General features: G+C 37.1%; 13 protein-coding genes. 1 reads left to right on the top strand and 12 read right to left on the bottom strand.

Features of this window, described 5'->3' with window-relative positions; genetic code table 11:
- Nucleotides 1-359: 359 nt before the first annotated feature.
- The 5 genes from JG537_RS08875 to JG537_RS08855 all read right to left on the bottom strand — a co-directional run bounded on the left by JG537_RS08875 (nt 360) and on the right by JG537_RS08855 (nt 6074).
- Nucleotides 360-1292, bottom strand: a complete 933-nt coding sequence (locus JG537_RS08875) for an ABC transporter ATP-binding protein (protein ID WP_132869234.1) — start codon at nt 1290-1292, stop codon at nt 360-362.
- Nucleotides 1292-2338 (bottom strand): ABC transporter ATP-binding protein, encoded by a 1047-nt coding sequence (locus tag JG537_RS08870; RefSeq protein WP_199545000.1) that lies wholly within the window; start codon nt 2336-2338, stop codon nt 1292-1294. The genes JG537_RS08875 and JG537_RS08870 overlap by 1 nt, the downstream gene beginning before the upstream one ends.
- Nucleotides 2339-2349: 11 nt before the next feature.
- Nucleotides 2350-3381, bottom strand: coding sequence for an ABC transporter permease (locus JG537_RS08865; RefSeq protein WP_132869232.1), 1032 nt, complete (start codon nt 3379-3381; stop codon nt 2350-2352).
- 11 nt (nt 3382-3392) lie between these two features.
- Nucleotides 3393-4307 carry an ABC transporter permease gene (locus JG537_RS08860; RefSeq protein ID WP_006530948.1) on the bottom strand — a complete coding sequence of 305 codons (915 nt, stop codon included), beginning with the start codon at nt 4305-4307 and terminating at the stop codon, nt 3393-3395.
- Between the two features lie 111 nt (nt 4308-4418).
- A complete protein-coding gene (locus tag JG537_RS08855) occupies nt 4419-6074 on the bottom strand; it encodes a peptide ABC transporter substrate-binding protein (protein ID WP_199544998.1) in 1656 nt (551 codons plus the stop codon).
- 189 nt (nt 6075-6263) lie between these two features.
- On the opposite strand from JG537_RS08855, the gene pbp3 reads away from it, so the two are divergent.
- Nucleotides 6264-7496: a D-alanyl-D-alanine carboxypeptidase PBP3 gene (gene pbp3, locus JG537_RS08850; RefSeq protein WP_199544996.1), complete on the top strand. Its 1233-nt coding sequence runs from the start codon at nt 6264-6266 to the stop codon at nt 7494-7496.
- Between the two features lie 68 nt (nt 7497-7564).
- Here pbp3 and sufB read toward each other — a convergent pair whose 3' ends face one another.
- The 7 genes from sufB to mecA form a co-directional block, all read right to left on the bottom strand.
- The gene (gene sufB, locus JG537_RS08845) at nt 7565-8983 is read right to left on the bottom strand and encodes a Fe-S cluster assembly protein SufB (protein ID WP_199544994.1); all 1419 of its coding nucleotides are present in this window, start codon (nt 8981-8983) and stop codon (nt 7565-7567) included.
- 4 nt (nt 8984-8987) lie between these two features.
- Nucleotides 8988-9434, bottom strand: a complete 447-nt coding sequence (sufU, locus tag JG537_RS08840; protein WP_199544986.1) for a Fe-S cluster assembly sulfur transfer protein SufU — start codon at nt 9432-9434, stop codon at nt 8988-8990.
- Nucleotides 9421-10653 (bottom strand): cysteine desulfurase, encoded by a 1233-nt coding sequence (locus JG537_RS08835; protein ID WP_199544984.1) that lies wholly within the window; start codon nt 10651-10653, stop codon nt 9421-9423. The genes sufU and JG537_RS08835 overlap by 14 nt, the downstream gene beginning before the upstream one ends.
- 1 nt (nt 10654) lies before the next feature.
- Nucleotides 10655-11917: a Fe-S cluster assembly protein SufD gene (sufD, locus tag JG537_RS08830; protein ID WP_132869442.1), complete on the bottom strand. Its 1263-nt coding sequence runs from the start codon at nt 11915-11917 to the stop codon at nt 10655-10657.
- Between the two features lie 74 nt (nt 11918-11991).
- Entirely contained in the window at nt 11992-12762 is a 771-nt protein-coding gene (gene sufC / locus JG537_RS08825) for a Fe-S cluster assembly ATPase SufC (protein WP_132869443.1), read from the bottom strand.
- 113 nt (nt 12763-12875) lie between these two features.
- Nucleotides 12876-14039 (bottom strand): glycosyltransferase family 4 protein, encoded by a 1164-nt coding sequence (locus tag JG537_RS08820; RefSeq protein WP_132869968.1) that lies wholly within the window; start codon nt 14037-14039, stop codon nt 12876-12878.
- A 1-nt stretch (nt 14040) separates the two neighbouring features.
- On the bottom strand, nt 14041-14805 hold the full coding sequence (gene mecA / locus JG537_RS08815) for an adaptor protein MecA (RefSeq protein ID WP_199544982.1): 765 nt from the start codon (nt 14803-14805) through the stop codon (nt 14041-14043).
- Nucleotides 14806-14871 lie beyond the last annotated feature (66 nt).

The following is a 14871-nucleotide window of genomic DNA, read 5'->3' as shown; positions in this document are numbered from 1 at the left end:
TTTGGTTCGTATTGTTCAGTTTTCAAAGGTCTTTGTCTCATCAGAGACAACTTCTATATTCTATCAAATTTAAAACTCGCTGTCAATACCTTTTTCAAGGTTTTTTCAAACTTGTTTCAAATCTGTTACCGCTACCCTCTCGGACAACAGCTATATTAGTATACTAAATTTACTATAGAGTGTCAATGCTTTTATGAAAATTTCTTTGATTTTTTCAATTATTACTAATATTCATCTATCGTGCTGATTACCAGCAACCAATCACAATGCCATTCTAATACTTATTTCCAGTAAAAGCAACTAAAATGACTCCTATACAATTTTACACACAAAAAAGGAGCTATAAGCTCCCTTTATAATTATGATAATGCTTTTTTATATTCTTCAGCTTCAGCTTCTGTAGAAAGTACAAAGTGACCTGGTGTAATTTCACGCATTTCGCGTTCTTGACCATCAAGTTCTGCACTTGGATCGTACACTTGGTGCACACGCTCACGTTCAGATTCTGGATCTGGTTCTGGAATTGCAGATAACAGACTCTTAGTGTATGGGTGAATTGGGTTATTGTAAACATCTTCAGATGTCCCAATTTCAAGCATTTTACCCCAGTGCATTACGCCGATACGATCTGAAATGTATTTAACCATTGACAAATCATGGGCGATGAAGAGGTATGTTAGTCCTTTTTCACGTTGGAGTTTTTGCATCAAGTTAACAACTTGAGCTTGAATAGATACGTCAAGTGCTGAAATTGGTTCATCAGCAATGATGAATTTGGGTTGTACAGCAAGTGCACGAGCAATACCAATACGCTGACGTTGACCACCTGAAAATTCGTGTGGATAACGAGTCATGTGGTCTTTATTCAATCCAACCAAGGCTAGTAATTCTTGAACTTTTTCATCACGTTCTTCTTTACTATTTACTAGTTTATGGATATCAAGACCTTCAGCAACGATATCACGGATTTTCATACGTCCATTAAGACTAGCTTGTGGATCTTGGAAAATCATTTGCACATTTTTACGGAATTCATGCAATTCTTTACCTTTAAGGTTAGAAACTGTTTCTCCATTAAAGTCGATTTCACCATCACTAATATCGTAAAGTTTTAAGATAGCACGTCCAACAGTTGTTTTACCAGAACCTGATTCACCAACTAAACCAAAGACTTCACCTTCATAGATATCGAAGCTGACGTTGTTGATGGCTTTTACTTCGTTCTTTTTACCTTCATTGAAAGTTAAAGAAACATTTTTAAGTTCAACAAGCTTTTTTCTATTTTCAGTCATTAAGCTTTTCTCCCTTCAAGTTCTTTCCATTTTTCCCAACGTTTTTGAATTGGTAATGGTGGTGTTACTTTAGGTGCACGTTCATCTAACAACCATGTTGCAGCGTAGTGTGTGTCACTAACTTTAAACATTGGTGGTTCTTCTTCGTAATCGATATCCAAAGCAAACTCGTTACGTGGTGCAAAAGGATCACCTTTAGGCGGATTAAGAAGATCTGGTGGTGTACCTGGGATTGATTGTAGGCTACCAGCTTCTGTATCAGTAGTTGGCATAGAATTTAATAAGCCCCATGTGTATGGATGTTGCGGGTTATAGAACACTTCATCTACAGATCCATATTCAATAACTTTACCAGCATACATAACTGCTACACGATCAGCCATACCCGCAACAACACCGAGGTCGTGCGTAATAAAGATAATTGATGAGCCACGTTCTTTTTGAATTTTCTTCATCAAGTTAAGGATTTGGGCTTGAATAGTAACGTCCAATGCAGTTGTTGGTTCGTCAGCGATTAACACATCTGGGTTAGCAGCAAGCGCAATTGCAATTACAGCGCGTTGGCGCATACCACCTGACCATTGGTGTGGGTAATCATTGATATGCTCTTCAGCATTTGGAATACCAACATTTTTCATCAAATCTAGTGCACGATTCCAAGCTTCTTGTTTTGAAACTTTTTCGTGAATCATAATTGGTTCAGCAATTTGTTGACCAATTTTCATAGTTGGGTCAAGACTTGTCATTGGATCTTGGAAAATCATTGCAATTTCATTTCCACGAACTTTGATCCATTCGTCTTCTTTTAATTCAGTAAGTTTTTTACCTTTAAAGTCGATTTCACCTGTAATTGTAGCATTTGAAGCAGATAGGCCCATCAAAGTTTTAGTCGTTACAGATTTACCTGATCCAGATTCACCTACGATAGCAAGTGTTTCGCCTTTCTTCAAATCAAAATTGACGTCGCGAATGGCTTTAATTTCTCCAGCGTAGGTTTGGAAATCTACATGGAGGTTTTTAACTTGTAAAATTGTTTCTTCACTCATATTTTTTCCTCCTAACGATCACCAGATTTTGGATCAAATGCATCACGAAGACCGTCACCTAACAAGATGAAAGCAAGTGAGATTAATACCAAAGCAAGGGCTGGTAGAGTTACTTGATAAGGGTAGTATTGTAAGTACTCTTGAGCATCAGTAATCAATGAACCTAGTGATGCTGTTGGTGGTTTTACCCCTAGGTTGATAGCTGAAAGAACAGCTTCATACATGATGGCACTTGGAACTGTCATCATGATTTGAACGATAATAATCCCAGAAATATTTGGAAGGATATGTTTAAATGCGATTTTAGGAGCACTTTCACCTAATGAACGAGCTGCAAGGACAAATTCTTGTTCACGGTAAGAAAGTGTTAGGTTACGTACTTGACGAGCCATTGATGTCCAACCAACGATGGCAATTGAAATGATAATTGATGTAACACCATTACCAAGCAAAAGACCAAGCATTGTTACAATAACCAAGTTAGGGATTGATGAAATAACTTCAATGATACGTTGCATAACCATGTCGACACGGCCGCCAACATATCCTGAAATCAAACCGTAAGTTACCCCAATCAAAAGGTCAATCAATGTTGCAACAATAGCAATAAGAAGTGAGATACGAACACCTACGATGATACGTTTTGCAACGCTACGTCCTAGGTTATCAGTACCAAGAATGAATTTAGTTCCTTCTGGAACACCTTGGTCTGCATAAGCATCGTTAGCTTCCGTATTACCAGAATACGTAATTTTACCATTCCAAAACGGAAGGTTATCACTGATTTTTGGTGGAAGGTTACGGTAAGTTGTAACTTCTTTTGTGTTGAAAGCATTAGCGTCATCACGTGGTACCAAAAACACTGAAATCATCGAGAATACTAATAGGATTCCCAAGAACCACATTGAAACAACGGCTAATTTATTTTTCTTCAAACGGCGCCATGCATCTTGCATAAAAGAAAGAGCTGGCTTTTCGATTTTTTCTTGTGAGCTGGCTGAACCAACACCAACAAGTTTAAATTCTCTTGTTTTATCTGCCATGAATAGTCTCCTTATTGCAAGCGTACACGTGGATCAACAATACTTGTTGCAATATCTGTTACCAAGATAGCAACCATTAACATCATTGCATAAACGATTGTTGTTCCCATAATTACTGGGTAGTCTTTAGCTGGGATTGATGTTACAAATTGTTGACCAATTCCTGGAATTGAGAAAATTTGTTCAATCAAAGCTGAACCTGTTAGCAAGTTTGCTGCCATAGGCCCAACCAAAGTCAATACTGGAATCATTGAGTTACGGTACGCGTGTTTACGTGTCACTTGACGTTTATTCAAACCTTTAGCTGTTGCCAACTGAATGTAGTCAGAACTCAATGTTTCAATCATTTGTCCACGGAAGAAACGTGTTACTTGAGCAAATACTGGAATTGCCAAAGCAATAGATGGCATGATTGTTTGTTCAAATGAACCCCATCCAGCAAGTGGGAACAAGCTCCATTTGAAACCAAGAGTTACCAATAAGAATAGACCGATAATGAATGATGGTACTGAAATACCAAGTGTAGAGATGACACTAAGTACTCCATCAATCCAGTTATTTTTATTACGTGCTGATGCAGCACCAACCGCAAGACCAGCAAGAAGACCAACGATTAGGGCTTGAACACCAAGTTGAATTGAAACACCCAAGCGTTGTGAAATCAAACGACCGACTGGTTGGTTAATTGATTGGTAACTTGTACCAAAATCACCATGGAGAATATTCCATAGATATGTAAGATATTGTTGCCAAACTGGTTTATCCAACCCATATTGTTTGTTCATTAAAGCAATCATCTCATCAGTTAATTTTGGGTTATTGTAAGGTGTCCCAGGCATAACTTGCATGAGGAAAAACGACAGGGTAACAACTACCCAGAGTGTTACAAGAAGAATAGCAACACGTTTAAGAATGTATTTTACCATAATATTTCCTTCTCTTATTTGCTTTTGTTGGCAGGGGAAAAGTTTTACCTGTCAACAAAAGCAAGAATTGGCCGCAACCAATTCTTGCCCATTATTCATACTTATTAAAGATTATTTGTCTTTATAGGCATATGTAAAGTCAACTTGCAAACCAGTTGAGTTACGAACAAGACCTTTGATTGACGGATTTTGAAGTGCTTTTGTGTTACGGAAGTAAAGTGGGTTATAGTGTGCATTATCATAAAGTGCTTTTTCAGCAGCTTTATAATCATCTGCAGCAGCTACTGGATCCAAAGCATCTGTAGTCAATGCTTTTTGGTAGGCTGCATCATATATCGCATCGCTAAACTTACCGTAGTTGTAGGCTGAATCAGATGTAAACAATCCATAGAATGTAGATCCTTCTGGATAGTCACCACCCCAAAGTGATAGAACAACATCAAAGTTTTGTGTTTTAGAATCTTGCAATCGTTGTTTGAATGTTACGAATTTTTCTTCTACTTTTAATCCTGGAAGAACATCTTCCCATGTTTGTTTGATGTAGTCTACTGACGCTTTGGCAACTGGTGTATCAGAATCAGCTGTAATTGTCAATTTAACTGATTTTTCACCGATTTCAGCAAGACCTTCTTTGAAAAGTTTTGCTGCTTGTTTTGCATCATAAGTGTAATCTTGTGATACGTATTTAGATAAATCAGTACCATCTTCTAAGGTTTCAAGTCCTGTTGGAACAAGAGCTGTTGCTGCTTTTGAACCAGTATCGATAGCTGCTTTAACAACACCTTCACGATTTGTTGCAAGGTTAAGCGCTTGACGAATCTTAGTATTAGCTAAAGCTTTAACAGAACCTGTTTCGTTGTAAACGAGGTATGCTGATGTTGCTTCTGGAACATCCACAACATCTTTATTGCTTTTATTTGCTTTAAAAATTGCTTCTGTACCTGAGATGTTTGCTGTATCAAGCTCACCATCTTTGTACATTTGTACAGCAGTATCAGGTTTTTTAACAGCTTGGACGTTAACTTTTTTCAATTTAACGTTTTTGGCATCCCAATAGTATTTATTCTTCTCAAGTGTGAATGAACCATTAGAACCATTCCATTTTTTCACTGTATATGGACCTGAATAAAGTGCTTTTTCAGAAGTTGTAGCGTAGTCACTACCTGCTTTTTCCACAAAAGATTTATTTTGTGGGACGAAGTTAGCAAATGTAAGAAGACTCATAAATTGTGGAGATGGGCTTGATAGTGTAAAGATTACTTTGTTACCGTCTGCTTTAACTCCCAATTCATCAACACTCTTCGTACCATTAATAACTTCCGCAGCATTTAAAACATGTGCATCTGATGCAAGATAAGCATACTCTGAAGCAGTTGCAGGATCAACAATACGTTGCCAAGTGTAAACAAAATCATCTGCAGTTAAATCACTACCATCAGACCATTTAAGACCATCACGTAATGTTGCAGTGTATGTTAAACCATCCTCAGATACTTCTACTTTTTCTGCCAAATCAGGTTTTAATTCACCATCTTCGTTACGACGAAGCAAGTTACTTCCTGAGTTACCGATAGCAATTGAAGAATAAGTATCTGTAACTTTCGAAATGTCCAAAGTGCTAATTTCAGTTGGAGTGTACCAATTAATCTCATCAGTTTTTGAAGAAGTTGATGAGCTTTTTCCTCCACAAGCTGCCAATACAGCTGTTGAGACTAAGGCTACAGCCCCAAGACCGACGCGTTTCCATGTTTTACCTTTTAGTGACATGTGACGCCCTCCTAGTTGTTCTCTCTAAATTATATTATTTGACAAATAAAATTATATCATAAAGTTTCCTTAAAGAAAATAGTTTTTTCTGAAGAGAATAGTTTTTTCTGAATTTTTTGTCAGATTACCTAACACACTATTTATATGGTATAATTATTATGTTGAATTTTTTTAACAAAGGATGGAACAATGAAGAAAGTTTTTGCTGTCTTGGCCGTACTATTGGCCTTCGTTGGGAGCAAGGTTGCTGCAGATGATAACTTCGATGTAGCCGCCGAACATGCTATCGCTGTTGAAGCCTCTACAGGAAAAGTATTATATGAAAAAGATGCAACTACACCCGATGGTGTTGCTTCTATGACTAAAATATTAACAGTTTATTTAACTTACAAAGAAATCGATAAAGGAAATCTAAGCTGGAATACTAAAGTTCCTATTTCTGATTATGCGTATGATTTAACAGCTAATTCAGATGCTAGTAATGTTCCTATGGAAGCTCGAGAATACACTGTCGAGCAACTGGTTAATGCAGCTATGGTAGCTAGCGCCAACAGTGCTGCTATTGCTTTAGCTGAACAAATTGGTGGTACCGAAAGTAAGTTCGTTGATATGATGCAAGCTCAACTCCAGGAATGGGGAATTAATGATGCTAAATTATTTAATGCTTCAGGCCTTAATAATAGTTATTTAGGCGATAACATTTATCCAGGTTCTAGCTCAACCGATGAAAACATGTTGAGCGCTCGTGATGTGGCAATCATTGCCCAGCACTTAATTACTGAGTATCCAGCTGTTCTTAAAATCACTGAGCAAACTACTGCTGATTTTGACGGTTCGACAATGAATACTTACAATTACATGCTTAAAGGAATGCCTTATGAACGTGATGGTGTTGACGGTCTAAAAACAGGTACAACTGAACTAGCTGGAGCTTCATTTGTTGCAACCTCAACTGAAAATGGTATGCGCATTATCTCTGTTGTTATGAATGCAGATAATTGGCAAGAAGATGAATTTGCCCGATTTAAAGCTACGAATGATCTTCTTGAATATGTTAAATCGCATTATGAAATGACTACTCTTGTTGATGCTGGTGAGTCAACTAAAAATAGCAAAGCAAAGGTAAAAGATGGTAAAGAAAAATCTGTACCCGCTGTTGCTTCTCAAGAGTTAAAAGTTGTTCATCGTATTGACACTGACGTTTCAGCAACATTCTCAACAAAATCTAAAGGATACGAAGCGACTATTAACAAAGGTGACAAAGTTGACTCTTTCATCTATGATGATAAACAAATCGTAGGAACTGGATACCTCGACTCAAAACCAAGCGTACCAGCACTTGCTAAAAAAGAGGTAAAAAAAAGTATTTTTCTTAAAGTTTGGTGGAATCACTTCGTCACTTACGTCAACGAAAACCTATAAAAACTACTATTACTTTTCCTATTATATATAATAAAAAGAGGCAATTACAATTGCCTCTTTTTATTATCTTATCCAACAGAACCTTCCATTTCATAACTAATCAAACGGTTAAGTTCAACCGCGTATTCCATTGGAAGTTCTTTGGTAAATGGTTCGACAAATCCCATAACAATCATTTCTGTTGCTTCTTGTTCAGAAAGCCCACGACTCATCAAATAATAGAGCTGCTCTTCTGAAATTTTTGAAACTTTCGCTTCGTGTTCGAGTGCAACTTGCGAATTATGAATTTCATTAAATGGAATTGTATCAGAACTTGAAATATCATCCATCAAAATCGTATCACATTCAATGTGACTAACTGATTTTTTAGAATTTTTATTGAATGTTACTTGTCCACGATAATCAACTTTTCCGCCACCTTTAGCAATTGATTTTGAAACAATTGATGATGACGTATGTGGAGCATTGTGAATCATTTTAGCACCCGTATCTTGGTGTTGCCCTTTATTAGCAAAGGCAATTGACAACATTGTTCCGCGCGCACCTTCACCATCAAGGTAAACAGATGGATATTTCATAGTTGTCTTAGCACCAAGGTTACCATCAATCCACTCAACCGTTGCATTTTTCTTAGCTGTAGCACGTTTTGTTACTAAGTTATAAACATTATCTGACCAGTTTTGAATAGTTGAATAACGCATATAACTACCTTCGAGTGCAAAGATTTCAACGATTGCAGCATGAAGACTAGCTGATGAATAATTTGGAGCTGTACATCCTTCGACGTAATGAACGCTTGCCCCTTCATCAACAATAATAAGGGTACGTTCAAATTGTCCCATAGCTTCATTATTAATGCGGAAATAAGTTTGCAAAGGAATATCAACTTTGACCCCTTTTGGCACGTAAATGAAGGTGCCACCTGACCAAAAAGCTGAATTTAGAGCAGCTAACTTGTTATCTGTTGGTGGGACTAATTTAGAAAAATATTTCTTGAAGAGTTCTGGGTACTCTTTCAAAGCAGAATCTGTGTCAGTGAAAATAATACCTAATTTATCATATTCATCTTTCATATTATGATAAACGACTTCAGACTCATACTGAGCTGAAGCACCAGCCAAGTAGGCACGTTCTGCTTCTGGAATCCCAATACGCTCAAAGGTTTCTTTAATTTTATCTGGGACATCATCCCATGAGCGTGCAGGTTTATCAGATGCTTTTTGATAGTAAGTAATCTCATCAAAATCAATATCTGATAAATCTGGTCCCCAATCCTGCATTGGCATTTTGTTAAAGATTTCCAATGATTTCAAACGGAACTCCAGCATCCATTCTGGCTCGCCTTTTTCAGCAGATAATTCACGAACAACATCTTCACTAATTCCTTTTCCTGTTGAAAAGACTGGTGTTACATCATCGTGAAAGCCATATTGATATTCACCAATATCAATTGGTTTTGGTGTTACTTTTTCATTTTTTTCAGGCATCTAATTACCTTTCTGTATTCTTACTATCGTTTTCAATAGCCTTTTTAAGAGCATTCCAAGCAAGAGTTGAGCATTTAATGCGTTGCGGAAATTTTGAAACTCCTGCTAAGAAACTAGCTTCGCCTAATCTTTTTTGAGCATCGTCTTTTTCACCTTGAACCATTTTTGAAAAAATTTCGGCAAGTTCAAGGGCTTCTTCTTTTGTTTTACCAATTACAGCATCAGTCATCATACTTGATGAAGCTGTTGAAATGGTACAACCATCACCAGCAAAAGCAATGTCAGAAATGCGATCACCATCAAATTTCACTGATAATGAAATCACATCACCACAAGTCGGATTATTAAGATTAACTTGATTAACATCTTCCAATTTGCCATGATGATGCGGATTTTTTGAGTGATCTGAAACAACTGCCATATAAAGACTATCTAATCTAGAAAGTGCCATTGAAAAACTCCTTTGTTTTGAGAATTGCTTCTATTAGTTTATCACAATCTTCTTTCGTATTATAGATATAAAAACTTGCACGTACTGCCGAATGAATACCTAGGTAAGTAATCAAAGGTTGTGCACAATGGTGTCCTGCTCGAACAGCGACACCTTCGTAATCCAAAGCCGTCGCCACATCATGTGGATGTAAGCCATCAAGATTGAAAGAAATAACACCAGTATGCTTGCTAGGATCTTGTGGTCCGTAGACTGTTAAACCTTCAATTGCTTGTAATTTCGGTAAAACATAATCGACTAGGTCTTGTTCATGAGCATGAACAGCATCCATACCAAGGTTATTCAAATAATCAAATGCTTTTCCTAAAGCAATGGCTCCAGCAATATTTGGTGTTCCTGCTTCAAACTTCCATGGTAATTCTTTCCAAGTGGCTTCTTGTTCATAAACAAAATCAATCATTTCACCACCAAATTCAACTGGTGACATTTGATTAAGCAATTCTTCCTTACCATAGAGAACACCAATACCCGTTGGCCCAAGCATTTTATGCCCAGAAAAAGCAAAGAAATCACAATCCAAATCTTGGACATCAATCGCCATATGAGGCGCAGATTGAGCACCATCAACAACCATATAAGCACCAACTTGATGTGCTAACTTAGTAATTTCTTTAATTGGTTGAACTGAACCTAATACATTTGAAACATGAGCAATACTTACAAACTTAGTCTTATTTGAAAGTTTATTTTGTAAGTCATCCATGTCTAGTTGACCATCTTTCAAATAAACATAAACTAATTTTGCTCCTGTTTTGCGACATGCTTGTTGCCATGGAATAACATTCGCATGATGTTCAAGAACAGAGATAAGGACTTCATCATCTTTCTGAAGAACTTCTTGGGCAAATTGTGCAATCCAATTAAGACCAGTTGTTGTTCCACGAGTGAACAAAACTTCCTTAATTGATTTAGCATTAATAAATTGACGTGCTTTTTCACGGCTAGCTTCATAAGCAGCTGTTGCACGTTCAGCTAATGTATGAACACCTCGGTGAACATTGGCATTAATAGTATGGTAGTACTGATTAAGCGCATCAAGAACTTCTTGTGGTTTCTGAGTCGTTGCCGCATTGTCTAGATAAACCAACGGTTCATCATTAACAACTTGGTCAAGTATAGTAAAGTCTTGAGCGATTTTATGAGGATTTAATGTTGTCATATTAACGTTGCTCCAACTTGCTATCAAGTACAGCAATCATTTCATCACGAACTTCTTTGACAGGAATTTCAGTGATAACAGTACCTAAGAAACCACGAATAACTAGGCGTTCAGCTGTTTCCTTATCAATACCACGACTCATTAGATAATACATATCTTCTGGATCAACTTGCCCAATTGACGCAGCATGCCCCGCTGTAACATCATTTTCATCAATCAATAAAATTGGATTAGCATCTGACCGTGCTTTATCTGAAAGCATAAGGACACGACTTTCTTGTTGAGCGTCTGCTCCTTTTGCTCCCTTAACAATATGACCTACTCCATTAAAAGTAAGAGTCCCACGTTCAAGAATGACACCGTGTTGCAAAATATGCCCAACTGAATGACAGCCATAGTTTGTAACACGTGTATCCACACCTTGTACTTGGCGACCTGATGAAGCAGCTACTACTTTTAGATTAGCTTGACTACCATCTCCGTACAAGTCTGAATCAAAGTCAGCAATCACATTACCTTCATTCATGATGCCAATAGCCCAATCAACTACAGCGTCTTTACCGTGATAAGCTCTACGACTAATATAAGTTGTCACATTATTTCCTAGGCGGTCAATAGCAGAAAATTTCACTTGACTACCATCCAATGCTATAACTTCAACAGAGATATTTGCTGTTGCCTTAGCATCACCCTCACCAATTGATTCAAAGCGTTCTAAGTAACTAATGTGACTATTTTTACCAACAATGATAAGGACATGTTTATTAAATGGAACATCACTAGCCTTATCTTGAAAAAATAGACCTTCAATCGGTTCCTCAATGTCCACATTATCTGGGATGTAAAGTACAGCAGCACTATTGAAGTAAGCAGTGTGATAAGCTGCTAATTTATCTTCTAGGTCACCACGCGCTTTACCAAAATATTTTTCAATAACTTCAGGAATTTCTTCCAAAGCACCATAAAAATCTGTAAAAACAACACCTTTTGACATCAAGTCAACAGGTAACTGTTCAAGAACGGTCTGAGTTCCAACTTGAACAAGTTTTGGATTATCTCCAAGAGCTGTAAAATCAGGGACATTAGCCAATGCCACATCCTCTGAAATACTTCCATCACCTAAATTCCAACGATGAAATTTAACACGGTTGACCTCTGGTAATGGTAATTTATCTATATGATCAAAAGCAGCTAAGCGTCGCTCTTGCAACCACAAAGGTTCTGCTTTTGCTTGTGAAAAATTTAAAACTGATTCTTTCGTCATAATTTGATGTTTACTCCTTTTTATATCCTACATACGAGTATCGTCTACTATAATAGTAGACTTGACATCATCAATTACACTTCTTCTTCGTATTTTATTCCAAGTTCTTCGGCAATTTTCGCATAGCCTTCTTTTTCAAGACGGGCAGCAAGTTCTGCACCACCTGTAAGGACAACACGACCATCCATCATAATGTGTACAACATCTGGTGTAATATAGTTAAGAAGTCGTTGATAGTGAGTGATAATCATTGCTCCAAATTGTTCGCCACGCATAGCGTTAACCCCTTTTGAAACAACTTTAAGAGCATCGATATCAAGACCAGAGTCGATTTCATCAAGAAGAGCGAATTTGGGTTCAAGCATCAATAATTGAAGAATTTCATTACGTTTTTTCTCACCACCTGAGAAACCTTCGTTAAGGTAACGTTCTGCCATTTCTTCTTTCATGCCCAAAAATTCCATTTTTTCATCAAGTTTTGTGATGAAATCCATGACAGAAATTTTTTCATCATCTTCTTTTCCAGCATTCATAGCTGCACGAATAAATTCAGCATTCGTAATTCCTGGAATTTCAGATGGATACTGCATAGCAAGGAATAAACCAAGGCGAGCTCGTTCATCAACTTCAAGTTCGAGAATATTCTCACCATCAAGCAAAATTTCACCCTGAGTAACCTCATAATTTGGATTACCCATAATCGCAGCTGAAAGCGTTGATTTACCAGTCCCGTTAGGGCCCATAATCGCAGCAATCTCTCCAGTCTTAAGGGTTAAATTAACACCCTTAAGAATTTCTTTATCTTCAATTGAGACATGAAGATCTTTTATTTCAAGTACAGACATGTGTACGTTCCTCCAATTAATCAAATGCAGCAGTAACTTTTTTCTGAAAATTACCGCAGTTCTATAGGGTTACTAATCATTATATCAAAAAAAAGCCATAATAGGCTTTTCATTTACTTATTATTTTTGCGATTTTTCCATTTAAGCATAGTTGCTTGACGGTAATCGCTATTTCCGATAAATTTCAAGGTGTCAAAGAGAGGTGTTCTACCAACTCCCCAAATTTCCAATCCTTCGATAAAGACCTCTAAGGCAAACGCTAAACCGATCATCAACAATACTCCACCCAGTCTGCTTGAAACATTAAGTAAAAGAGCAATGAGTGAGAAAAGGATAGCAATACCATAAACAACCAAAACAGCACCTCGATGCGTGAATCCCATAGCTAAAAGACGATGGTGCAAATGCATCTTGTCTGCTTCTGTCGCAGGACGTCCAGATAATTTACGGCGAATAATCGCAACAGTTGTATCTAAGATAGGAACCCCTAAGATAATAACAGGTGTAACCACCGCAACAGCTGTCGAATTTTTCAACCCTTGAAGAGATAATACACCAATCATAAATCCAATGAATAATGCTCCTGTATCCCCCAAATAAATAATAGCTGGGTTGTAATTATATGGGAAAAAACCAGCAATACAGGCAATCAACAGCAAGATTGTCAGCGTTAAATAAAAGTCAGTTTGTGGTAAAAAGAAATAAGATACCAAAGCCATTGTAATCAGGCTAATGATAGAAACACCGCTCACCAGACCATCTAAACCATCAATCAAATTCATGGCATTTGTAATTGAAATAATCCAAAAGACAGTTAGGAAAAAGGTTACTATCGAATTAAACTGTAATAACGGTCCACCAAAAGGAATTTTAAAACTATCAAAGCGGAAATCCGTAAATGCCCAAACAATGACAGCTCCTAAAATAATCCCTGCCATTTTTGTTTTTGGCTTCAATTCATAAATATCATCGATAAAACCAGTCGCTGTAATGATAAATCCACCAATAACAACTGGCAAAATATAATCAAAATAAGAAATCGTCCAAATCGGTTGCTTCAAAACCATTGGCATAAAAATTAAAGATGATATCAAGAAGGCTAAGAAAATCGCTAAACCACCACTACTTGGCATAGGGACTTCATTAACACGACGAGCATTTGGATTGTCAACGGCACCAACGCGGAAAGCAATAAAACGAACAATCGGCGTCAAGAAAAGTGATAACAAAAATGCGCCAATTAAAACTAAAACATATTCAATTGTAAAGGGTGCCATACTATACCAACTCAATCATTTTTAATTTTGCGACGGCATCATCCGTCAATAATTCAACTGCATGCTCTTGTAAATAAGCACGTGTCTTTGTTCCAGCGCCAGCATATTCCAACATGCGAGCATACATCAAATTTGCATAATAAGAAGGATGATTTTGCAAATCAATAAGGACTGTCATGTAGTAAGCCCCATCCATCTTATAAAGTTCTGACGCTTCCACTGGAAAATCAATTGCTTTAGCAAAAGCAACTGTTGCCTCTAAACTTGGAAAATCCAATACATAGTGAACATAATCTGATGGATTAACTTCTTCTTCAGTTTCTGTTGCTTCAGATTGTTGAGCATGTTCTGTTAAGACTTCTTCAACAGCGCCTTCCATCATTTCTTCAATTTTACCTAATTTTTCGTGAGCTTCTGTATCTCCCTTAGACAACATGGTTTGTTCCAAAGTTTTGAAGAATTCTTCAGGCGACATATTTGAGACATCATCAAATGCAGCCAAATCTTCAAAGTTAATATCTTTATTAATTTCAGATTTTGTGACAAAGACATCAATACGGTCTTTACGTGGTGTCACACGGAAGCTAAGCATTCCGCTATCTTTGAAATTATCCGGTAAATCTAATTCATCCATTACTGAGTAGAAGAACTCTTCTGTCTTTTCTTGAGGAATCAAAAAATCTTTCAACTCCATTCCACGTTCTTCTAAATCTTCCATACTAATCGTTATTTTTAGCGTTGTCTCGCTAATCTGTTTCATTTCCATACTATATACCTCGCACGAGTAGTCATTTTATTATACAGGAAAAGTCATGTTTTTTCAATTTTTACG

This window comes from Streptococcus vicugnae (assembly GCF_016461705.1).
GTDB classification, from domain to species: Bacteria; Bacillota; Bacilli; order Lactobacillales; family Streptococcaceae; genus Streptococcus; species Streptococcus vicugnae.
Note: the sequence above shows the minus strand (reverse complement) of the source record. Positions and strands in the feature narration are given on the sequence as shown.